Genomic DNA, 22,822 nt, shown 5'->3' with positions numbered 1-22,822 from the left:
ACATGGAGTGCATAAAAAGAGTGTTAACGCAACAAGCACATTCATTGCGCAAATTGGACAGGGGAATTCTCAGCAAACGATGCGCATTACGAACAAACAATTCGCAATAGAAATCGTTCACGAACGGAATGCAGCACAGCACAAGACAAGAAACCTCGATACTGATCAGCCAAAATCAGTTGGTATACCTGAAAAACATTGTGAAAAGGCTGCACCAGAACCTCCATCGCACTAACAATCTTGCAAGCCATGAGATCAACTCATTTGATCGATCAGTTAAAGCTTGGAAGCAACGACACTGATCAGACGTTGATCAATAGGTCCGAGCAGATAGAAGTCGTTCACCCTTAGTGAACAGAACAGGTGTAACCCAACCGTTGGTAAACCGCCTGCACTCGACATTCATTGGGCGGTCATGGTCCTGTGCCGGGCGAAAAACCACTACCAGCTCAGTTTCGATTTGGCCAGCCAATCCGCTGTAAACCCTTAATCAATCGACAGAGAGATCAGTCATGAGGAGTGCCAGGCGTCGTCTGATCGGTAATCACCAACTAGAACCTCACCAATCTCAATGCCAAATAAGTATTAATGATGGTTATGCCTAACGGCGATACGTTCTCGTGCTACGCGTCTCTTGTCGTCGGCGCGACGAACCTCCTGAGCGGCGACCCCGGCCACCGCTTAGGTCGAGCGGTGGAGCACTGAGAACGGTGGGCTCGAACCCGGGAACATTTTCACGACGCAGAGACTCACCCGTGAGGCGCTCAATCGCCTTCAAGAGCTGTGCTTCTTCAGCAGCAACTAGAGAGATGGCGTGGCCGGTTTCTCCAGCACGACCTGTGCGACCAATGCGGTGCACATAGTCTTCAGCAACGTTTGGCAGGTCGAGATTCACCACATGAGGAAGCTGCTGAATATCAATCCCGCGCGCAGCGATATCCGTAGCCACAAGAACGCGCACCGAACCATCCTTGAATCCCTGCAAGGCCCGTGTTCGCGCACCCTGGCTTTTGTTGCCATGAATAGCAGCCGCTAACAGCCCCTGCTGACTCAGGCGTTCCACGACACGATTGGCACCATGTTTGGTGCGAGAGAAGACCAAAACCTGGAGCCAATCTCCACTGCGAATGAGATGGCTTAGCAGATCAATCTTGCGGACCATATCGCAAGGGTGGACAACCTGTTCCACAGACCGCACCGTTTGGTTGGCAGGTGCAACCTGAATTTGTACAGGATGGTTCAGCAACCCGTTCGCTAATTTTCGAATTGGCGCACTAAAAGTGGCCGAAAACATCAAAGTCTGACGACGATCAGGAAGCCGTGAAATCACCCGTCGGATGTCATGAATAAAACCCATATCCAACATTCGGTCGGCTTCATCAAGCACCAAGAACTCCACCCGATCAAAACGCACAGCGCCCTGCTGGAGCAGATCTAACAAACGCCCTGGAGTGGCGACCAACACATCCACACCCTTTTGCAGACGCTGAATTTGAGGGTTGATTTTCACGCCACCAAACACCACATCACTGGTGAGAGGTAGATGCTTGCTGTAGTCACGAACACTGGCCAGCACCTGGGCAGCGAGCTCGCGAGTGGGGGTGAGCACCAAGGCACGAATTTGACCTCGCCCTGGACGAGCACCATGGTTAAGGCGCTCCAACATCGGAAGCGTGAACCCTGCGGTTTTACCCGTTCCTGTTTGTGCAGCAGCCATCACATCCCGCCCGGATATCACAGCCGGAATGGCCTGCAACTGAATCGGCGAGGGAGCGGTGTATCCCTTCTCCTGCAGAGCCTTCAGCAACGGCTGACTCAAACCCAGTGAATCAAAACCAGAGGTTGCGGAATCCGATGCGACAGGGGAAGCGGAAATGGCCTGACAAGCGAAAGATTCAGCCTAGATCCACACCATCAACATTCCGTATAAAGGATGCGAGCTTGATTCCAAATCTGCTCAAGGTCTTCATCGGAGAGATCAAGCGCTTGCGGGTGGACCAATGCCAACCACTGACGTCGATGCTCCAAGCCCGTACTATCAAAAAACTCCTCACCAGCCGCTAAGACCCTGAATTTCAAAAATTCAAGCAATACTGAGCGAGTTTTAATGCGATCGGCGTCCATCATCAAGTTTCCACCAGCGCAATTGAGAACCCACTCACTAAGTGTTGCTCATTACAGAACAACGGTCAAACCATGCTCATAGAATCCGCAAAAGGCAAGCAAAGCGAGCAGCAAAAAATGATTCAATCAAGCAAAAGAATGAACAACATGCAATAACTCACAGAAAGAAGACGCTATTCTTACCACCAAGCAATTCGCAAAATTGACGACCCAAGAGATTGTCTATAAACCATCAAAACTATATTAAACAGCATATAACAGTTGAATCGCCGTAGGATCCACCCCAAGCTCAAACGGTTGATTGACACAAATGGGACCAATATAGGGAGCCAAGATTTCCAGTACAGATGGATTTTGCCAATGCCTGGCCTTCGTTTCTGGATGCGGATAATAAACCAAACCAGGCACATCAAGACCACAATGACCAATGGAACGCAATCGAATCTTCCAAAACGAAAAAGTCTCAGGAGGATGCAAATGGGTCCATTCAAGATCTTGAAAAAAATAATCAGGATTACTAAGATGGAGCTCTACAGGTGAAAATGAAAGATTTAATGTACCAGGCCAAAATGGGGAAAGATCAAGACCTAACGCTGCAAAATAGGGTGATTGCATCGCAATCGTGCCCTTGGGGTACGGAGATGTCTTTAAATGAACTGAATTCAAAGCTTGACCAGAAGCGACGCCGTGTCCCTCAAGAAGAACAGCTGCATGCCAGCTAAGGGAGGACATCAGCGCGCTTCTCTGTGAATACAGCGATCACATGGTCCATCAGGCAACACAGCGCAACGAAGCAGAGGACTCAAAGCATTAAAGCGACAATCAGAGTCTCCAATCACCCAACCATGACCAACGAAGTTAGCATCAGCAGGCTGCTTTTGTGCTTTAACGTGGAGAACAATCGAAGAGAGTTCATAACAACCGGAGTGCAACTTATAGCGATGTCGTCGCTGTAAAACGAGGTAGCTGACATGATCATGCAGAAACCATTGGCCAGGCGTTGGAGGATCAGTCGACTCCATGCGGGCGAGCAAAACATGACTGACGGACTGACGAAGTTCAACAATCATCAGATCAAACTTCGTGTACCAAAGGCTCTTTCCGCTCTGAAAAGCCCCAAATCATCAGTAGCGCAACAGTCAACAACGTCCACCATTCAGGCAGTTGCCAGTCAGAAAAGATCAATGTAGAAATAAGCTTGACGCCTACTAAAGCAACTGCAATATAGCCCGCAGTTTCTAATCGTGTATAAATATCAAGCCAACGAATGAACAGCCCCGAAGTAAAGCGTAATGCTACAACACCAATAAAAGCACCGGTAATAACAAGAATAAGTTGGTCGCTAATTGCAACAGCAGCAGCAACACTATCGACTGAAAAAGCTAGATCGGTTAAGGCCAATGCAATGATCGTCTTTGTAAAGGAGATCGGAGATGCAGGCCTTGAGGATCCCGAGGAAGTCTCAGAGCTTGATGCTTTGATCCAGACATGAGAAAGGAAGAGCCACAGCAAGTAAACACCGGCAAGGAGTTGCAACGGCTTAAACGTCAAAACCCACTGAGCCAATAAAATTAAGGCAACTCTAAGAAAAAAAGCAATCGCAATTCCATAGTCGAGCGCTTTCTTTTCCTGAGCTGGGTCGTTTTGCTTTCGAGCAACAGCAGCTAAAGCAATGGCATTGTCGGCAGAGAGTACCAGCTCCAAAGCCACAAGCACTGGAAGGAGAGGTAAGAGCTCAGCCCATCGATCAACGCCATCGAGAAAAGGCGTTAGAGACGGTAGGGCTGCTGAATCCATCGCAACAGTTTAGAAATGGTTACCCCCCTCCAGAGGCATGAAGACAAAGGTCGAAATTTGCCACATCGATAGCGACCGATGTGTCGTGCGTGTCAGCGGCATCGAAGGTGAACAGGATCTCGGCAGCTCGCTAGGAGAGGCTGCTGATGCAGAAAAAGCAGAAGACCGTGCACGAGAGCGGCTCGTACAAAGGGTCCTTAAGGCAAAGCCGCCCACTGAACTCAAGCATCCCGTGGAAAGTTCCGTAAAAAAACAAGAACAGGGAGAAGCCAAGCCACCAAAAAAGCAACAAGTTGAAGCTAAAAACGAACAAAGCCAATCAGAACCATCGCGATCAGCCCCGTCTCAAGATCAGGCAACGCAACCAAAAGCAGTCTCTGGAGAAATCGCCGAAACGATCACAAAACAGATCTCAGAACCGAGCGAGGCACCGGTCGACCCAGACGATTGGAGCGAAGAGCTCACCGCTATCGATCTACAACTTAAGCGAATCGGATGGACCCGTGAGCATGAACACATGTATTTAGAGCGAGCATATGGACATGGGAGCAGGCACAAATTAACGAGGTATAGAGATCTAGTGTCCTATCTCAATAAGCTGAAAAGCTTCGAAGTAGGAGCAGAAGCCAGTGCAGTCAAGACTCCTCTACGCAGAGGTGACTTGATCACGCAAGGGGACGAAATACTCACGACGCTAAAATGGGATCAAGAACGAGCAAAAAGTTTCCTTCAATCAAAATCAGGAGCAACATCAAGGCAGCAACTCAGCGATGAACAATTATTTGAATTCAATATGTTTCTAGAGGAGCAGCTGATAGCAAAATTGCCAAAAGGAAATTAACCAGTTAGTAGGCTCCTATGCTGAGTCAGAAACAAGTTGTATCGATCATTAACCAGGCTGAAGAGCAACACACATATCAAAGAACAACTTGAAGAGGTGGAAATTGCATTAATAGAATGGGAGCCTCAGCTCGATCTACTCAAAATAAGTGGAAATACTCAATTATTCAAAAGAAGAAATCTGAGTGATGATGCAATTAAATCCAGAGACGTCGCATCACCTCAATAGGGAACCAAAGACCAATTAGGACAAACAATTGAGGAGGAGTAGCTTTCCATACATGACCTGCTGTCGCGCTGAGAGCTTGAAGACACGCGATCAAAACCGCAAGGAAACAACACGCCGTCGCAACAGTCGCAATCAAGACTTCTTAAGGATTGCTCCATGGCAAAGCAAATGTGTGCGCATACCGTGACAGAACAGACAGGGTTCATTCAATGGTCAGCACTCCCAAAAAAGGTGTTTTCTGCATGAAGTGGGATTCGGATGGCGAGCTTTCTAGCCATGACACGGATGCATTGATCAAACGCCTGGCCAACGCTGAAAAATCTCGGCGCACGATGCTCGACCACCATGAACTCCGAAGATGGCACTCACGGATGAATGAAGACTTTCCAACGTGCCACACACTGGCTAGTTAGTAACTGCATCCTTAAAGATTGAAGCAGCCACGGACACAAATCAAACATTCGATTAAAATTAAAAATATGTTTAATGATTTAAAACCGTTATTTGCAAGTGAAAACCTACCAACTCATGAATTTACAGGAAACCACGAGTGGGATTCTTAGAAGAATCAATGAAGCAAGCGAAATATGGTGCATCTCGCGATGACCAGCAAAGATGAATTCATCAAGGCTAAACCCATACAAAAAACGGCACAGTCACATCAAGTGATTGTCAAACAAGCATCGGGTCTCTAGAGTTTACTGAAGAACTGGAGACGCATCATTTGGCAAAACAGAAGAAGATCAACCTTCCCTATTCAAGGAAAGAGATGGTGGATTCGCTCTGTGCCAAATGGAATTCGATGTGCCACAGCAGCAAAGATCAGAATCAACTAAGTTCTGAAGAATTTCGAGACTTAGCGAGGACAGAGACAGATGATGAACTTTTTAAGGATTGTTGCACTTCTGCAAAAAAAGAAGGTCTCACGCTATCTGAATTCATGGCGCGGTATGTGTAAATAAATACTAGGTTATACGTTCCAAAAATCCATCCGCCTATAAAGAAAAGCTGGGAATATCAATATGCTGAAGACTCTCAAAGATTGACAAGTACACAGTGCAAAAAAGAAACGTTAACGCCAATAACCATTATCCATAACAGCCTGAAAAAGAAGTATTGCTAGTCATTTGACAATCCATCTAGCCCATATAGAACATGTGATACTTCAGCTACATTGACCCAACTAATCTTTTCGTCATCAACATCAACAACTTGAATCACATGATGACCACTAGGGTCTCTAGCCTCTTTTTTACAGGACACAACCTGGCCCATCCACCAACTGTGGTCTTTCTTGAGTGTGACTTGATTATCCCCTTTTACAATGATGTAATCACCAGGCTTTACACCAAGAAAAGCAGGATAAGCAACCTGTCCATAGGGAAATGGCATTCGCTCCTTAGCTTCATAACTCATGACTTCAGCCCTATCTGCTACCGCTCTAACCCACTCAAACAGGAAATGCCAACTTGGATAGCGAAATGTAAAGCAAATCTAAAGAGCTGATCCGCTTTGCCCAGCTGTAAGGGGTTGAATGGAAATCGCAGTAAGAAACAAAGATAACGCCTAAGGACTGGAAAGAATAGGATTGTAATGACATTAAAGAAGGAAAGTCACTCCCAACGACACATCAGCGAAGAAGAATTGATGTTAAACAAAGAACTTTCACATGCAATACCAGATAAGTCAATAAAGCAATATCAATGGATAGATTCATTTAATATCAATGTCAAGCGATTTTTTTAAACATTTTTTGCAATTTGAATTATTTACGTGAAATACACTACATAATAAGTCAAAAAAAAGAACTGTAAGAATATCATCAGCGAAGATGAATTCTCACAGTACCAATTTAAATAGATGAATTAAAAAGATCCGAATCAGCAATCAAAGACTTTGCACATGGGCGAACCAGGATGGGTATCACAGATATCGTCGAGTACTTTATCCTTGTGACGGTTAGCTGGATTATCCAAGCCACCATTCTCTTTAGGGTCAAACTCCTCTGAGGAGTGCTTTTCATTGGTGCTGTAAGGCACTTTGAACTTTTCGTACTTATCAGTGATGTCTGACATGATAGGCGTACAACAACCTTATTATTATAACGAACACTCCTGTCAATTGGGTTAAGTCAATATGTAGGTCCAGACACATAGTATCAACAATCACAATGAAATTGGTGTGGATCTGAAAACAATTTGATTTCATCTCATTTCCTTGACAGGACTAGATGAAAACGATTGAACAAATCGGAAGCCTTGAACTTGTATAGACAGCAGCTTGAATCAAAATAATATTTAAATAGAAACGGAAAAATTTAAAAAGCTCTGCTAGCACAGACTAAATGAGACAAAAAAATGGGAGGTGCATTACTTCTCCCACTAGGCCTTGGTTTTACCCTTCAATTCTGACTGGTCTGACAACAGAAGATGTGACTGAGAACTAGCGAAGCATTGCTAAGTGCAGCGAGGAGTATTACATAACTGTTAGCAAACACATGAATCGAGATACTGAGATACCACTTGATAAGCTTCAGGCGTATCTAGGACGAAGACAATGGATCTCTACTTGACTTAGGTTTGTCTTTAGAAAGGGTATGCGAATCTTAAAATGTTTAATTTAGAAGACTTGGAGATACGCAGTTGTGAGACCAAGGGAAGATGGTATGCAGCTGTTGATGAGGCGAAGGCTATAGTGAAGGAGATCCAAGCAGCGATGGTTCAGCCTTAGCTTCACGCTTTTTATTTTTTAATCCTACCTCTGCAACTTTCATAGAGGAATGGGATAATTCAAATCTGATCTAATGTTAAACGCTAAAGATACAGTATCAGACCAGCGTATTGAAGAGATCAAAAAAATGATTTGGGAGATCTTTGACACCTACAAAGATGGCTCAAGCATCGCTAGACAGTACCAACTATTTAAAGACATGAAAGACCTGAATGTTGAAATTCTAGCCAACAACAATCAGTTTAGGATGGAGAACAAGCAGCTAAAACAACAACTACATGACATCAAAGATTATCTATCCACTGATATCGAAGAAAACTATTTGCCAAATAGAATGATGGGCGAGTAAGTTTAACGCAACCATACCATTTTCGGCTTCAAGGAGTAACTTTATTCCAATTCGTATGAATTCGGTCAGATCCTTGACAGGTTCTATATATCTGGCTGATGTAGATGACCAGGGCAGCCTCCTAGAAGTGAGGAGTTCTCTCTAAGTCAATGAACAGAAGGGCAAAAACTCACTAATTCCAATCGGGAATTGGCATCAGAAGCGGATCTCGAAGGTTGGATCATGCATGGCTTGATGGATACCGAGGCACATGAACAAAGTTGGGATGCACTGCATTTTGGTTAAGAGCTCTTGCTGGATCGGGAATTTCCTCTTTTAGCGGTGCATTGGGAAGAACACTGAGAGCATTCACTAATTGTTGCTTGATGAGTGGGATTCTCCTCAGTAGCGAGACTTAATTTCTTGTTAATCCTCTTATCGTAATAACCCAACCATAACCGAACACCCTCTGTAATAACTAGGGTTTCCCTCACCTGCCTGTAGGGTTTGCCCCCTTCTGCATTGTTGTTTATTTCAATAAGTATGTATGAACACGAAATAAACAAATGACAAAAGTTGTTGGCATTGACTTGGGCACAACGAACAGTTGCGTCTCAGTAATGGAAGGTGGCAATCCCACCGTGATCGCCAATGCAGAAGGGTTCAGAACAACCCCCTCTGTTGTTGCCTACACCAAAGGTAAGGACCAATTGGTAGGTCAGATCGCAAAACGCCAAGCAGTGATGAATCCAGAGAACACCTTTGGATCCATTAAACGTTTTATTGGAAGGCGAACCGATGAGGTGGCTGATGAGACCAAAGATGTTCCCTATACCGTTGAGTCAGTGGGAACCAAGGTGAAGATCAAGTCACCACTGATGGAGAAGTCCTTCTCTCCAGAGGAGATCAGCGCCTGTGTGCTCAGGAAACTTGCTGATGATGCTTCTAAGTATCTGGGTGAAACAGTCACTAAGGCCGTTGTGACCGTTCCTGCTTATTTCAACGACTCTCAACGCCAGGCCACGAAAAATGCTGGCAAGATCGCTGGTCTTGAGGTTCTGAGAATCATCAACGAACCCACTGCGGCTGCTCTCGCCTATGGATTGGACAAGAAGGATTCAGAGAAAATCCTGGTGTTTGACCTGGGTGGTGGAACCTTTGATGTTTCCATCATGGAAGTAGGAGAAGGCGTCTTTGAAGTGATCAGTACCTGTGGTGATGCCCACCTTGGTGGAGACAACTTCGACAAAGTCCTTGTCGATCACATGGCAGAAACCTTCAGGAGTGCAGAGGGAATTGATCTGAGAAACGACAGTCAGGCACTACAACGCCTCACTGAAGCCGCTGAAAAAGCAAAGATCGAACTCTCCTCCTCGATTCAGAGTGAAGTGAACTTGCCCTTCATCACAGCAAGCGCTGATGGCCCTAAGCACCTAACAATGACGGTGACCAGATGCAAGTTTGAGGAGATGTCCTCTGATCTGATTGATCGGTGTAAGATGCCAATTCAACAGGCCATCAAAGACGCAAAACTCTCACCCAGTGAACTCAATGAAGTGGTGATGGTGGGTGGAAGTTCACGCATTCCATCAGTGCTTGAACTGGTGAAGTCAGCTACCGGGAAAGAACCAAACCAGACGGTGAATCCTGATGAGGTAGTGGCGATTGGAGCGGCTGTTCAAGGTGGTGTTCTTTCAGGTGATGTGAAAGACATCCTCCTCTTAGATGTCACGCCCCTATCTGTAGGAGTGGAAACGATGGGCAGTGTTGTGAATGTGATGGTTCCTCGGAACACCACGATTCCAACCAACAAAACTGAGATCTATTCCACTGCCATGGATGGCCAAACCACAGTGGAGATCCATGTTCTCCAAGGTGAAAGGCAAATGGTGTCAGATAACAAGAGCCTTGGAACCTTCCGCTTAGATGGAATCCCTGCCGCCCCTCGTGGCGTCCCTCAGGTGGAAGTGGCTTTTGATATAGATGCCAATGGAATCCTTAGCGTCACTGCAAAGGACAAAGGCTCAGGCAAGGAGCAATCGATCACCATCACCGGTGCATCCACCCTGAGTGAAAGCGAAGTGGATCGGATGGTGAAAGACGCCGAAGCAAATGCTGATTCCGATCAGCAAAAGCGGGAAGCGATCGACACCAAAAACCAAGCAGAATCCTTGATCTACCAAGCTGAGAAGCAGGTAGAAGGACTAGGTGAAAAGGTTTCTCCTGTGGCCAAAACCAAGGTGGAACTAGTTCTGACTGAACTGAAAGAGGCCCTTGCCTCTGATGACACCCAGAGGATCAAGAAACGAGTGGAGGGTCTTCAGACAGCATTGATGGAGATGGGAGCTGCTGTTTATTCAGGAGAAGAGAAACCATCGACCACCTCCTCCAAAGATGACGATGTGATCGATGCTGAGTTCGTAGATTCCCCTCAATAGGGAATCAAAACAATCATTGTGGTGGGGGTGTCTCAAGAATCTCTGAGATAAATGCGCTCTCACCACCAAATGTGGTGTCCTGATGCCACCACGCTGACGCTCGTAGTAAGACTGGTCTCTAAGCGCAGGTCACGGCGTCGCAAGGTCACTCCCCAGTGGCAAAAAGGAAAGTCTACCATTCCTCTCAATCCTGCCCCACCCTACATAGCAAGAAGCGAACCACAAATTCGAGAAAGAAAATTTTATTCTGAAAGAGGGGATTACACCTTTAAATGTGATCATCATCTTCAAACCCCCAGCCAAGAAATTATTTGCAATTGCGGTCTTAGCTGAATTTGCTTCGTCATCCCCTCTCCTCGCGCAATCTCCATCGAGAACTGAATTCACTGTCGTTGATCTTGACGGTAACGGTCAAATTAGTCTTCAAGAAGCATCTAAAGCAGGAATTTCTGAACTCGTATTTAGAAGAGCTGATCTCGACAGAAGCGGATTTCTGACTTTCGATGAGTATCAAAGAACAAACTCGATTGGTTGATTTTAAAGCAAACCAAATGATATAAGCAGAGCTCTCACACGAATGGTAGAGTATGTCTCTATTCAATAGTGAGCTAATTTACATACAGAAAGAAAAATTTCCCCAATCGCCATTATTTTTGCGTTAGCCAAATTGCCTTATTGGGATAGCTAAGTAATAGCCAAGAAAAAACTAATAATCTAAATAACAAGCCAACTCTTAGAAGACGGCTCGTAATGGTGCCTAAGGGTTGGTAGAAAGATGCAAGGCAGAACTAATCATGAGGGATGTAGAGACACCATAGAGAGGAATACAGAGGCGTATTAGAGGGATTTAGATGATTAATGGCAATAAAAAAGAACCTGGAACGAGAACCAGAGGCTTATTTGGGGGAAACCACTCAAACAAATAGATTTTCGAACCCTCCGTGATTAACAAGACCAGTTGAGGGCAGGAAAGTTCTGCCATATAACGGAAGAGGAGTTATTTAGTTACATTCGCAAAGACCCTTCGGGTGACAAGTCAGTCATGTTATACGTGACTTAGCAGCCTCTGTTCCATTGCTAATTAATATATCAAGCATAACATTAATAACAAGAAGTGTATACCCTTATCAAATATCCTTCGCAAGAGAAGGCAAAATGGTATCCATAACTTTCCCTTAAAGTGATACTTAAGGTATCTTGTAGGGTGTTCTGAAGGTTTTAGAGAGAGACTTCTGCATGAACCACCAACCAAATACGAACGATGCGACAATGTAGATTGGAAGTTTCTTGTTAGAAGTCTACAATTGTTGTACCTGATTCTGTAATTCCAGGCATTGTGAAACGAGTGCGCCTTTCTTGAGACGACTTAATGTTGACTTTGTCATAATAATAAATGCATATAAAGTAACAGGATCGACCATCAGGTGCTTAGAATGTTCATACTAGCTAGAAGAAAAGTATAACCTCAATTAACCCCTTTGTTATTTGGTTATAATTATTCTATTTGATAGAGGTATGCCTAGAGGTGAAATAAAGAAGTAGAATAGCAAGGTAACATATTCTTATTAGGAATCCACCGATTACCTTATAGAGCTTAAAAACAACAAGGTATAAGCTATTATAGTCATAAGGTAACGCTCAAAGATGGTTATCTTATAAATAAAGATAGTTACATTGTTAAAGTGATTAAAGAAACCGAATTCCTAACCGCGATGAACACCAAATGGGTGAACCACGGTAATACATTACTCCGAAACGAACAGAGGCATGGAAGAAGATTCTGAGTGCCTTTAATGCCCAGTTAGGCGGTGTTGGTGGGTTGCATGTATGTGTTGCAGTTTGTGAAACAGGTAAAACCACAGGTCTGGAAAAGGCATGTGCAATACTCGCCAAGAGAAATCCCAAAGTTAGTGTGTTAGTAGTTGTACGACTACAGCAACAAGAAGATAGAACGGTAAGAGAAATTAATGAGTCGGCAGGTGAGGATGTTACTGTCTCAGTACACACAGGAGGTCGAAAGAACGACCCTGAACGTGTCAGTATCCATGAGAAATTGGAATAAGCCCAGGAAAGCAAGTCGAAGGCAAGAGAGACGATTAAGAATACTCAGATTGTTATAATTACACATGCCGCTGACTTGTGTTCATTGAGTAATGCTAGTGGTAATACATCATTTAAGAGATGGATGAGAGGAAAGAGACAATTTCGTGTCGTAGATGAGGCACTTGACCTGATAGAACGTCATCACTTGAACATGAGCGAACTACTTGAAGTTAAATGCAGTTTCGATACTCATAGGATTTTCTACCTGGGACTTAATAAAGAATATAAGGAAGAGTTTAAGTTCTTGAACGAGGTAAACCAAAGAATTTCCGAGATGGATGATAAGAGATTGGGAATTATTGACCATTGATTTGATGACCTATTAACCAATATGAATACACCAGTATCTTGTTCGGTCTTCAGCATATCCAGCAGAGTCTTAGCAAGGATGGCAATGCCTTCTCCTCGAATCAAATCAATGTTCTTATAAAGCGTAGTCTCACCTTCAGGCAGCCAAGACAAAAGAAACTCATAAATATTACAAATAGTGGTTAAATCAAATAGGAATGGAAATCGAACTGCAAGCAGTCCTTTTGGTGTTTAGAAAGTATCTTTTCCCGTATTATTGTTTTATCACACCTGCAGAGGCATCGTATAGCGACACCGTTAATTAACAGTGTGAGGAGACTCAGTAACATTCAACTGTTACCCAGTCCAGTTTCCAAAGTCCTTTTGTCTTGCAATAAGGATGTCCCAGTCATTCTCTTTTTTTCCGGCATCGTATGAGAATGCATAACCCACATTGATAAGTCTTTGGTTGAAGCACTCTTCGCCTCTCAAAAATTCATCAAGTATCCTACCTTACTTAACGTCCTTCGATGTTTTGACAATAATCTCACCATCCTGAGAGAACCACTGTTTCGCAAACTCAGAGGCATCTCTGCCCAATGACTTTTCCAGTAAGTCTGTTGTCCATACTTCAGGAGTGTCTACGCCATACACTCTTACCCTCTCCTTTTTTGTCAGGGAAATCGCAAGTCAATAAGAACATCAATGGTGCCACCATCGACAATTTTGATTACTTCTTTTGCCTTATATTCATACATTTATTTTTAGTTATACTGTACTATTTACTCTCGATATCTCTGTATTGTCCTTCTTGCGTAACTATACCTATGCCAGCACAGATGCGCAAATTCAATGTATGAAAAGCGTAGACTTTTCTGTATATCTGACTTTTGTCTCTCCACTAGTCAAACTGAAGTTTGAACTAGGTGTGGACTCATGTACTGGTCTCCTATCGCCGAGCAAAGCTTGAAAGAGGTTCCCTTTTTTATTCGTGGTGTTGTTAAAGAGGGAGTCGAGATTATGGCACAGAATTGCGGGAAAATGTCTATTGATGATGCTTTTTATCGAAAAGCAAATGAATCTAGGTGGCAAAATTTATACGGGAGTGATTCGTTGGATTAACGCTGGAAGTCACTTTCAAAATTTATTAGATTTCGTAACCTAGTTCCCTTGCTAATGGTGCCATTTTCGTTGCATAAATGACAGGGATGCTTTGTTTACCACATCTATTGTTTAATGTCTTAAGAGTCATAGTCTCAAATTTCCTTCCTTCTCCTTTCTTTATCACCATATCACCCAAATTAGGATGCAACATTACCGTTTCTAGCAAAGCAAGTCTTGCCGCTTCTTTTCCATTTGCACCACTGAATATTTGTTTACATGCGGCGATAGCATATGTATCTGCAGCAGGATAATAATTATCATATTGTGCTCTTACGGGTGCTGCAACCATAGTTAGGGCAGACAATGAAACTAGTAGTGTCTTCATCATTGTAATTTCTTCTTTATCCTTTAAGTTTGTTTGGAATTGAATTCCCACCGCCTAATATCTTCGACCATCATGATTTTGTCAACAATATTATCTGAGAGTTTACTTAGAGTCTACCCAGTATTCAGGTTACTAATACACTCAATCTCTCTGTATTTTTTATCCATCAGAGTCACCTCAGAATCCATGTAAATCCCTCTCCAGATAGACCAAACCTGGGGCAAAATTTTTGGAGGATAGGTTGAGGATGGTTGTATTTTTCGTTGAGTTTTCTTCAAGACACTTTTGAGGTTCTTTGAGACTCTCGGAGTTGCTGGCAAAATATTTTTAGTTTTATCTTTTTAGAGAAGTTGAATTTCCTCTGAGTTAAGTAAAGACTGGTGGAGCATTCACATGACTTGATATGGGTTTATAGATAACCCTCTATGAAATTATCATATAGTTTCCTCAAGATGGTATCTTGTCTAGACATAAAAAAGGAACCCTGAGGGTTCCCTGTATGGCTCTGTGTGGTGTCTCTTAGAAGAGGAGACTCCATATGGTTACGACACCTAGGAGAACGAAGAGAGACGTCTGATGCTCTTAAAACCAGTAGGAATTCAATTAGTAATAGTAAAAATATCATATTTTACTAGCAATTTCCTCAATTACATCGTCAGTTAATAGTTGTATTTTGTTAATTGCGTATTGAATATAACAACGCTCTCGTGAAGACTCAAGTGTGGTCTCCCACTGTGAGATAGTCATACCGTATAGTTTTGAGGATGCATAATCACTTTGAGACTTTGCTTCGTCTCTATAGGTTCGTGTGAGATATTGAGAGCAATCTAAATTTGTAATGGATTCATAATAAGTTCCTTACTTGTACTGAGTTAATAGTTCAACCGTTTAGCGATTCACCAGACTCAATTAAACGATGTATAGTCTGAGAGTTGTTGCAATTACCAGTAATTGAGGTTAATACTTGACGAATACTCTTAAAGATAAGCTAATTTTCTTTGTAGTCAGATGCCGTAATTACAGAACGACGATTAGTACTTGATAGAGGTTGTGCAAACTCATCACTCTGGTATCTAAACAAATCACCATCTACACTACGAACACTATAGACATAGTAATAGAAGCCTTGAACGCTTATACTATTTTCACGAGCGGCAGATAATATACTCGGATAACTCTTCACGAGTTTGGCTTCGAGGTTGTACTTATCAACAGGTCATGAACGTTTACCAGGACGTGATTTCTTAGCAATAACTACATCTTCGGACTTAGGGCAACTGGCAGCATCAAAGGTCATAAACCCACCAATTATTAATTTTGCATCAACAGGAGACTTCAGTGAACGCTTAATACGTGACTGATATCTTTCACTACCATGGGCAAAGACTGCTGCTTTGCGGATGGTGTTGTGTGTCGAGTAATTCCGATCGGAATCGTATAGGGAAACTTTTCTCATAATTTAATCCTCTTTGATTTTAGAGTACGGATTTCACTTTCAAGTTCGGTGATTAACTTTGCAAATAATTTGATATACTTGATATAATCATTGTCGTCAGACATTGTCATTTAGGTTTTGTGTAGAGTTTTCATTATTCCAGCGCTCTTCTTCAGTACCAGACCAGGAAAACGTATAAGGAATGAAATTGAGATTGTCAGTGTTAAACCAATCACCATGGAACGTCTCAGAATTTGATTCATTAACTCTAAATTCACCACGGAATATAGGATAATCGTATAGACCAAGAAGTTTCAGACTGTTTAACAGATACATCGAAATATCTTTGGCATCATCCTGAGGGAATACTTCCTCATCAGATTCATTCTTATGAATTACTGTGAGAGATTTGTCATAATAGTGGATAATGGAACGAACGATGCCATTTTGTTGTAACAGTTTTCTGAAAATTGCTTAAGAGCGAAGACCTACTATGTATCGCTCATCAAATACCTAAGTTTATCTACACCCTGGCATTATAAAAGAGACCCGAAAGTCTCTCTCTGATCAATATGAACTAGGATGACGAAGTCACACGAACTGTCCCAACTACCATTTAATACTTGTGATTAGAACATTGCCAATCATTCAATATCAGTAATGTAATCACATAGAACAAAGAGAGCATCTAACAGAAGAATCATGGTAATCACCTATACATTGCCAGAGATAATGTAGCATAGAAGAATCAGTATTATTACTATAGGAAGAATCAGACGAATCTGTTTTAAGTCTCCATCAGCAAAAGGTTCACCACCTGTTCTGTTTTCTATTGCTTGTCGTAACTTCGGCATATCCCAAGGACGTGCAACTAACTCTTCACTCTGTAACCAACTCCAGAACATCCTGAAATAGACAACTTCTAGGTTCACCGTATTTGGACTGAGGCCATCTTTACTGACCCTATCCATGGCATACGACCTAAGCGATGTTCTCTCTATGTCAGAGAGTCTCTTATACCCATTACACAGCAACCATTTCATAAAGTGCCTACCACTCTTGTTGTAAATCGTCAGGGTTGCCTCTGAGATTTCACCTACTAGCTGTCTTTGCTGTTGATATTCAAGATGTGTGCTTATCAAACGAATCAATGAAGACACACCTCCACCTCTCTCCACTGGTTTGAGAGCAAATAATTCATGTAGGTGAGTCATCACCCATTGAGTTGCTTCTGGAACCGTTTCCTTTCCTGTACTCCTTTTGATATACCACTGGGCATTCTTTTCCAAGACCCTTACAGATAGGTATCTCGACTTCGGTTGCTTGAAGAGTTGGACTCCGAGCAAGACTTCAGTGACGTTCTTTGCCCTGATATCACCTTGTAATGGCATACCACCCTCCTACTGAGACCAGTACAACCGGTAGGTAACGGGTAGGAAGATGCGAGATGCCAGTTTGAGCGGTTAACTAAAGAACCAGCCATAGCTATGAAGACCAATACCAAGAAGATTCACTCCGATATAACAAACCCCAATCACAACCAAACCTGCGCTCGCCACTAGGGCAGGACGCCTGCCCTGCCAACCTCTACTTAAACGCGTATGTAAGTACGCCGCGTATACCAACCAACAAATCAGGGCCCAGGTTTCCTTGGGATCCCAACTCCAGTAGCTGCCCCAGGCCTCGTTGGCCCACACCGCGCCGCTAATAATTCCAACGGTAAGAAGCAGAAATCCAACCGTAATCGTGCGATAACTAAGGCTGTCCAACAGCTCATTACGCGTGAACTGCACAGAAGACAACTGAACGTCAGGCTCGCCCACGCTGCCCAGGGGAGTTGCAAGGGCAGCACGCCGATATCCTCCACTTCCAATCGAGCTGCTGCGCAGTTCCAAGGCATGACCACGATCCGTCACCAAAACAGCGACTGACAACAGAGAGCCCACCAAAAGGGCGGCGTAACTCACCATGATCACGCTCACATGCATCACAAGCCAGCTCGATCGAAGCGCTGGAACGAGCGGAGAAGCCTCTTGTAACTGATCAGGAAGCGCAAAGCTGGCAAAAGCAATACATCCCAGGCCCATTGGAGTCGCTGACGCAGCAACGATCGGTGTTGGCCAAGATCTCTCCACCAACAGCTGAGTAAGCGTGCATGCCCACGCAAGGAAGCAAAGCGATTCATAGAGGTTGCTGATCGGGAAATGCCCCGACTGCCACCAACGGAAAACGAGTTGAGCGGTCAAGGCGAGGTTTGCTGTTGCGATCAACATCGTCACAAGGCCAGACGTTTTCTCTGAGCTCACTTTCCAGAAGGCGAGCGGTAGGGCCAACAGCAAAAGAGCGAAAGCAAACAATCCCAGCCCAAGAACCGGATCCATCCCAGCCATCTCCATGAACCACTTCACCGTTTAATACCTGATTCTGACGTGTTTGCTTACCGGCTGGCCTGCCGCAACAACACTCCACCACCTGCAAGAGAAATCAAGACAGGCCCCCAAGCAGCCAGAAGGGGTGCCAACGTCCCTTTGACACCAAGTGAACTGAAGCTAAAACTCAACACGTAGTAAACAAAAATCAGCACCACACTGATACCAAAGCCCTGACTGCGGCTCGTTCTGCTGTTGGGCTTGGCACCCAAGCTCGATCCAATCAAACCAAACACCAAGCAAGCCATTGGAACGGTGAATTTCTCTTGAATCCGAACTCTGAGCCTGCGAGCTTCTTTACGGTCACCAGCATCAGATAAAAGTTGTTCGGCCTCTATAGCCTCAGATACAGTCATATTATTGGCATCTTTTGGCAATCTTGCGATACGTAGAGGCGCAGGACTCAGCGGGTAAAGGTATCGATCGAAATCAGCTGATGTTGTACTACCGGATGGCGTAAGAGTAAGAATTTGGCCATCTTTAAACTCCCATTTAGCCTGAGATTCGTTCCAATTTGCCTTGTCAGCAACAAGCATCTGAGTAAAGCCAAATCTAGAAAAATCTAAAACAGTTACGCGACTCATCGTTCCATCCCTGAACTCACGTGCATAGAACAATTGGGTTAATCCCTTACCCATATCACCATCGGGACCAGAAACTCGGCCGAAGCGAGAATAAACAATATTGTTTCCCTTCTCAGCTGCAATAGCCTTACCAAGAGCGCGTTGTAACGTGAATTCAGCGGAACGATTTGTTCGTGGAACGATCACATCATTGAAAAGAAACGACAGACTCGTCATCAGCAGGGCCAAAGCGATTGCAGGTGCAACCATTCGACTCGCAGTTACGCCAACACTACGAAGCGCGGTGAGTTCACTATTGGCAGAAAGACGGCTGTAGGCGAGCAAAGATGCCATCAATGTGGCCATCGGAAAAGAAATCACCAAAAAGCTTGGCAGCTTCAGCAACAGCACTTGAACAGCAATCGTCCATGGAAGGTTTGATTCAACAATCTTGCGAACCAGATCAAACATCACCCCTACGGATAGGGACACCACCGTGAATGCTGTAAGAGCAAACAACAAGGGCCCGATCAGTTCACCAAGAAGCCAACGATCAATTAATGGAACGCGATGAACAAGCCTGCGGAGCTGACGTTGCGCTGAAATCCAAAGGTCATTGTTCAAAGCTGGAATCCCTCCCCTAGATAATGGCGTCGTACAAGTGGGTCATGGGCTACTTCATCGGAACGACCGGACGCGAGGATGCTGCCATCCGTCAAAATGTAAGCCCGATCAGTAATGGCAAGGGTTTCGCGAACGTTATGGTCGGTGATCAGAATGCCCATTCCGCGCTGGCGTAGTCCATGGATCATTTGCTGAAGATCCGCAACAGCCAATGGATCTACCCCCGCGAAGGGCTCATCGAGAAGTAGGTAGCGAGGACCTTCTAAACCAACAGCAAGAGCTCGGGCCACTTCGCAGCGCCGACGTTCACCACCCGAGAGTTGGTAGCCACAACGATGGATAAAAGGCTCGAGATGGAAATCCTCGATTAATTGATGCAAACGTTGATGACTATCAACCTTGGAAAGTCCGCTTTGAACTAACACAAGTTCCAGATTTTCTTGAACCGTCAATTGGCGAAACACGCTGGGTTCCTGTGGTAGGTAGCCAATTCCAAGACGCGCCCTTTGGGGCATCGACAGGTCAGCGACGGGATGCCCATCCAGAAGAACTTGACCACTATCAGGACGCAACAACCCAATCACTAAATTGAAGCTGGTGGTTTTGCCTGCCCCATTGGGCCCCAGCAAACCAATGACTTCACCTGGCTTCAAGGTGAGCGAAAGGGAGCGCACCAAGGTCCTGCCACCGAGGGTCAGAGTGACCTGATCAAGACTAAGACTCATGGCGTTAAGGGAGTCTGCGAATCGAGACTCTGCTTCAAGAACAGAGTGGATTGAACTTGCTGACCTGGGATAGGGTTCGCCAGAGCACGTTCTTCATCAAGGTTGTAAGTCACGCGCTCAGCGCGAATACTGTTTCCATCGTCCTGCACCACATCCACATCTCCGCTTAGAACAAGCATCGCTTCCCTGCTGAAGTATTGCGCCTGACGCGATGTTGCCACTATCCCACGAGCGGGATAAACAATCCTGACATTGCCAACTGCTGTCACCACACCTGTGATGTTGTCTGCGCTTTGGGTATCCGATTCAATCGTGATCAAGCTGTCTTCGCCTGTCGCAGTCTGGGCAGTCACTGGAAAAAAAGAACCAGCAAAAACCAACAGGGCAGCAACAGATGAGAGCTTGGCAGTCCAAGTGGTCATTACAAGAGCGAGGGATCGGAAGAACATCAGGTCACCCTCATTATCTCAGCCAATGTACCTAGAAATTCAGGAGTGATCACGCAACTCAGGAACTGGAAGTGCGACAGGATCGGTCTCTCGTTGAAGCGCTTCCAGTCTCAAACGAGCCTGCTCTCGAACGAAAGGCAAATCGAGACCAAGATCCCCTGATTTTGCAGAAGAAAGTCGACCTACGCCTTCACCCAACAAGATTGTTGCACCTCTAAGATTGCCTCGTTCTAAATGAACATGAGCAACTGCAATTTGAAGTATTCCCTGTAGCAATCTCCGATCGGATCCAGCGGTTTCATGCCAAATTTCTTCAAAAGCATCGTGAGCTTCATACCAGGCACGTCGATTGAAGAGATCGACGGCCTGCTGAAATCGGGGATCTTCGTGGGCGCTCAACGCTTAGCCATTTTTTTGGCAGGTAATTTTCTTAACCGCATCGAGTCAGGAGTGACCTCAAGCATTTCATCAGGTCCGATATATTCCAAAGCACGCTCTAAAGTCATCTGAATCGGTGACTGAAGCGAATCTAAAACATCAGCGCCAGCAGAGCGAATGTTCGTTACTTGCTTGGCTTTGCAGATATTGATTTCCATATCTTGCTGACGTGTGTTCTCACCAATAATCATTCCTTTATAAACTTTTGTGCCTGGAGTAATAAAGAATTGCCCACGATCTTCAGCTCCTTTTAGAGCATAGAAAGTAGCTGTACCTTCTTCAAAAGCAATCAAAACCCCATTCCTTCTGTTATCAAAATCACCCTGCATCGGACGATATTCGAAAAATGAATGGCTCATGATTCCTTCACCGCGAGTAGCGCGAATGAATTCTCCGCGGAAACCAATGAGTCCCCTAGACGGGACCACAAATTCAAGCTGCGTGCGGTTGTCAGCGCCGGTTTCCATATTTTGCATCTCACCCTTACGCGTTCCCAATTTTTCAATACAGCTACCAACAGCAGCTTCAGGAACGTCCATCACCAGTGTTTCCACAGGCTCACAAGGTGTGCCATCAATCGTGCGGAAGATCACCTGAGGCTGAGACACTTGAAATTCAAATCCTTCACGGCGCATCGTTTCAATCAAAATTCCGAGGTGAAGTTCACCACGACCACATACAGAGAAACGATCAGGAGAATCTGTATCTTCAACTCGTAAAGCGACATTCGTGAGCAATTCGCGCTGCAGGCGATCACGAAGCTGACGACTGGTAACAAACTTGCCCTCTTTTCCAGCGAAAGGAGAATCATTGACCACAAAGGTCATCTGAAGCGTGGGCTCATCAACTTTGATCAATGGTAACGCTTTTGGTTCATCCGGGCAGGCAATCGTTTCACCGATGTTGACGTCATCGAAACCAGCAACTGCAACAAGATCGCCAGCAGACGCTTCTTCGATATCAACTCTTTGCAGACCTTCAAAGCCCAAAAGCTTACTAATACGTCCTCTCTTTACACTACCGTCATCCTTAATAAGTGATGCTTTCTGACCCTGCCTGATAACACCATTATGAACTCGTCCAATAATGATTCGTCCAAGAAAATCTGAGTAATCAAGGGTAGTAATTTGAAGCTGTAGTGGCTTTTCAGGATCACCAACAGGAGGTGGAACATGACGCAAAATCGCATCAAAGAGAGGACGCACGTTGTCGCTCTCTGTTTTCATGTCGGGCTTCGCGAAACCGCCTAAACCACTACCAAACAAGTAAGGGAAATCACACTGATCATCATCAGCACCAAGCTCTATAAAAAGATCAAGAACTTTATCAACAGCTGTTTCTGGATCAACACGCGCACGGTCAATCTTATTAACGAACACAATCGGCCTCAAGCCCTGTTCAAGGGCTTTTTTGAGGACAAAGCGGGTTTGGGGCATGGGCCCCTCATTGGCATCAACGATCAGCAAACATCCGTCCACCATGCCGAGCACACGCTCGACTTCTCCGCCAAAATCAGCGTGACCAGGCGTATCAACGATGTTGATTCTCGTGTCGTTATAGGTAACTGCCGTGTTCTTAGAAAGGATGGTGATCCCGCGTTCCCGCTCTAAATCATTGGAGTCCAGAACGCAGGTTGGAACGGCCTCGTTATCGCGAAAGATTCCGGACTGGCTGAGCAGAGCATCCACAAGAGTGGTTTTGCCATGATCCACATGGGCGATGATCGCTATATTGCGAATCGCCTTATTCTGGGCGCTCATGAGGTCCGTAACGTTATAAGGGAAACTTGGGAA

General features: G+C 44.7%; 20 protein-coding genes. 5 read left to right on the top strand and 15 right to left on the bottom strand.

Annotation, left to right across the window (positions count from 1 at the left end; genetic code table 11):
* Positions 1–601: 601 nt before the first annotated feature.
* The 5 genes from SynSYN20_RS06350 to SynSYN20_RS06330 form a co-directional block, all read right to left on the bottom strand.
* A complete protein-coding gene (locus SynSYN20_RS06350; protein WP_255476394.1) occupies positions 602–1,819 on the bottom strand; it encodes a DEAD/DEAH box helicase in 1,218 nt (405 codons plus the stop codon).
* Positions 1,820–1,914: 95 nt separating this feature from the next.
* Complete coding sequence (locus tag SynSYN20_RS06345) at positions 1,915–2,124, bottom strand: hypothetical protein (protein ID WP_255476393.1); 210 nt, start codon at positions 2,122–2,124, stop codon at positions 1,915–1,917.
* Between the two features lie 243 nt (positions 2,125–2,367).
* Entirely contained in the window at positions 2,368–2,856 is a 489-nt protein-coding gene (locus tag SynSYN20_RS06340; protein ID WP_186525186.1) for a hypothetical protein, read from the bottom strand.
* Positions 2,856–3,194, bottom strand: coding sequence for a DUF6464 family protein (locus SynSYN20_RS06335; protein ID WP_186525185.1), 339 nt, complete (start codon positions 3,192–3,194; stop codon positions 2,856–2,858). Before SynSYN20_RS06335 ends, SynSYN20_RS06340 begins: the two co-directional genes overlap by 1 nt.
* Positions 3,195–3,198: 4 nt before the next feature.
* On the bottom strand, positions 3,199–3,921 hold the full coding sequence (locus tag SynSYN20_RS06330; protein ID WP_186525184.1) for a DUF475 domain-containing protein: 723 nt from the start codon (positions 3,919–3,921) through the stop codon (positions 3,199–3,201).
* Positions 3,922–4,006: 85 nt separating this feature from the next.
* On the opposite strand from SynSYN20_RS06330, the gene SynSYN20_RS06325 reads away from it, so the two are divergent.
* A complete protein-coding gene (locus SynSYN20_RS06325) occupies positions 4,007–4,762 on the top strand; it encodes a hypothetical protein (RefSeq protein WP_370586720.1) in 756 nt (251 codons plus the stop codon).
* Positions 4,763–6,109: 1,347 nt separating this feature from the next.
* Here SynSYN20_RS06325 and SynSYN20_RS06320 read toward each other — a convergent pair.
* Positions 6,110–6,406 (bottom strand): DUF3104 domain-containing protein, encoded by a 297-nt coding sequence (locus SynSYN20_RS06320; protein WP_186525182.1) that lies wholly within the window; start codon positions 6,404–6,406, stop codon positions 6,110–6,112.
* A gap of 464 nt (positions 6,407–6,870) precedes the next feature.
* The gene (locus tag SynSYN20_RS06315) at positions 6,871–7,065 is read right to left on the bottom strand and encodes a hypothetical protein (RefSeq protein WP_186525181.1); all 195 of its coding nucleotides are present in this window, start codon (positions 7,063–7,065) and stop codon (positions 6,871–6,873) included.
* 728 nt (positions 7,066–7,793) lie between these two features.
* On the opposite strand from SynSYN20_RS06315, the gene SynSYN20_RS06310 reads away from it, so the two are divergent.
* From SynSYN20_RS06310 to SynSYN20_RS06295, 4 genes are all read left to right on the top strand, one after another.
* Entirely contained in the window at positions 7,794–8,069 is a 276-nt protein-coding gene (locus SynSYN20_RS06310) for a hypothetical protein (protein WP_186525180.1), read from the top strand.
* Positions 8,070–8,614: 545 nt separating this feature from the next.
* A complete protein-coding gene (gene dnaK / locus SynSYN20_RS06305; protein WP_186525179.1) occupies positions 8,615–10,486 on the top strand; it encodes a molecular chaperone DnaK in 1,872 nt (623 codons plus the stop codon).
* Between the two features lie 274 nt (positions 10,487–10,760).
* Positions 10,761–11,021 carry a hypothetical protein gene (locus SynSYN20_RS14690; RefSeq protein WP_186525178.1) on the top strand — a complete coding sequence of 87 codons (261 nt, stop codon included), beginning with the start codon at positions 10,761–10,763 and terminating at the stop codon, positions 11,019–11,021.
* A gap of 2,792 nt (positions 11,022–13,813) precedes the next feature.
* Positions 13,814–13,999, top strand: coding sequence for a PCP reductase family protein (locus SynSYN20_RS06295; protein ID WP_186525177.1), 186 nt, complete (start codon positions 13,814–13,816; stop codon positions 13,997–13,999).
* A 25-nt stretch (positions 14,000–14,024) separates the two neighbouring features.
* On the opposite strand, the gene SynSYN20_RS06290 is transcribed toward SynSYN20_RS06295, so the two are convergent.
* From SynSYN20_RS06290 to typA, 8 genes are all read right to left on the bottom strand, one after another.
* Entirely contained in the window at positions 14,025–14,417 is a 393-nt protein-coding gene (locus tag SynSYN20_RS06290) for a hypothetical protein (RefSeq protein ID WP_186525176.1), read from the bottom strand.
* Positions 14,418–16,514: 2,097 nt separating this feature from the next.
* Positions 16,515–17,090: a site-specific integrase gene (locus SynSYN20_RS06285; RefSeq protein WP_186525175.1), complete on the bottom strand. Its 576-nt coding sequence runs from the start codon at positions 17,088–17,090 to the stop codon at positions 16,515–16,517.
* A 174-nt stretch (positions 17,091–17,264) separates the two neighbouring features.
* Positions 17,265–18,197: a c-type cytochrome biogenesis protein CcsB gene (ccsB, locus tag SynSYN20_RS06280; protein ID WP_186525174.1), complete on the bottom strand. Its 933-nt coding sequence runs from the start codon at positions 18,195–18,197 to the stop codon at positions 17,265–17,267.
* A 41-nt stretch (positions 18,198–18,238) separates the two neighbouring features.
* A complete protein-coding gene (locus tag SynSYN20_RS06275) occupies positions 18,239–19,417 on the bottom strand; it encodes an LptF/LptG family permease (RefSeq protein ID WP_186525173.1) in 1,179 nt (392 codons plus the stop codon).
* Positions 19,414–20,142 (bottom strand): LPS export ABC transporter ATP-binding protein, encoded by a 729-nt coding sequence (lptB, locus tag SynSYN20_RS06270; RefSeq protein ID WP_186525172.1) that lies wholly within the window; start codon positions 20,140–20,142, stop codon positions 19,414–19,416. Before lptB ends, SynSYN20_RS06275 begins: the two co-directional genes overlap by 4 nt.
* Positions 20,139–20,564: an LptA/OstA family protein gene (locus tag SynSYN20_RS06265; protein WP_255476392.1), complete on the bottom strand. Its 426-nt coding sequence runs from the start codon at positions 20,562–20,564 to the stop codon at positions 20,139–20,141. Before SynSYN20_RS06265 ends, lptB begins: the two co-directional genes overlap by 4 nt.
* 66 nt (positions 20,565–20,630) lie before the next feature.
* Positions 20,631–20,990 (bottom strand): DUF309 domain-containing protein, encoded by a 360-nt coding sequence (locus tag SynSYN20_RS06260; protein WP_186525170.1) that lies wholly within the window; start codon positions 20,988–20,990, stop codon positions 20,631–20,633.
* Positions 20,987–22,789, bottom strand: coding sequence for a translational GTPase TypA (gene typA, locus SynSYN20_RS06255; protein WP_186525502.1), 1,803 nt, complete (start codon positions 22,787–22,789; stop codon positions 20,987–20,989). Before typA ends, SynSYN20_RS06260 begins: the two co-directional genes overlap by 4 nt.
* Positions 22,790–22,822 lie beyond the last annotated feature (33 nt).

This window comes from Synechococcus sp. SYN20, from assembly GCF_014279555.1.
Lineage (GTDB): Bacteria > Cyanobacteriota > Cyanobacteriia > PCC-6307 > Cyanobiaceae > Synechococcus_C.
The sequence above is the reverse complement of the archived record's forward strand: the minus strand, read 5'-3'. Positions and strand labels throughout refer to the sequence as shown.

Coding starts and splice junctions, on each gene's coding strand:
- SynSYN20_RS06345 (WP_255476393.1), bottom strand. CDS start 2,124: ATGGACGCCGATCGCATTAAAACTCGCTCAGTATTGCTTGAATTTTTG.
- SynSYN20_RS06340 (WP_186525186.1), bottom strand. CDS start 2,856: ATGTCCTCCCTTAGCTGGCATGCAGCTGTTCTTCTTGAGGGACACGGC.
- SynSYN20_RS06335 (WP_186525185.1), bottom strand. CDS start 3,194: ATGATTGTTGAACTTCGTCAGTCCGTCAGTCATGTTTTGCTCGCCCGC.
- SynSYN20_RS06330 (WP_186525184.1), bottom strand. CDS start 3,921: ATGGATTCAGCAGCCCTACCGTCTCTAACGCCTTTTCTCGATGGCGTT.
- SynSYN20_RS06320 (WP_186525182.1), bottom strand. CDS start 6,406: ATGAGTTATGAAGCTAAGGAGCGAATGCCATTTCCCTATGGACAGGTT.
- SynSYN20_RS06315 (WP_186525181.1), bottom strand. CDS start 7,065: ATGTCAGACATCACTGATAAGTACGAAAAGTTCAAAGTGCCTTACAGC.
- SynSYN20_RS06310 (WP_186525180.1), top strand. CDS start 7,794: ATGTTAAACGCTAAAGATACAGTATCAGACCAGCGTATTGAAGAGATC.
- dnaK (WP_186525179.1), top strand. CDS start 8,615: ATGACAAAAGTTGTTGGCATTGACTTGGGCACAACGAACAGTTGCGTC.
- SynSYN20_RS06295 (WP_186525177.1), top strand. CDS start 13,814: ATGTACTGGTCTCCTATCGCCGAGCAAAGCTTGAAAGAGGTTCCCTTT.
- ccsB (WP_186525174.1), bottom strand. CDS start 18,197: ATGGAGATGGCTGGGATGGATCCGGTTCTTGGGCTGGGATTGTTTGCT.
- lptB (WP_186525172.1), bottom strand. CDS start 20,142: ATGAGTCTTAGTCTTGATCAGGTCACTCTGACCCTCGGTGGCAGGACC.
- SynSYN20_RS06265 (WP_255476392.1), bottom strand. CDS start 20,564: ATGACCACTTGGACTGCCAAGCTCTCATCTGTTGCTGCCCTGTTGGTT.
- typA (WP_186525502.1), bottom strand. CDS start 22,789: ATGAGCGCCCAGAATAAGGCGATTCGCAATATAGCGATCATCGCCCAT.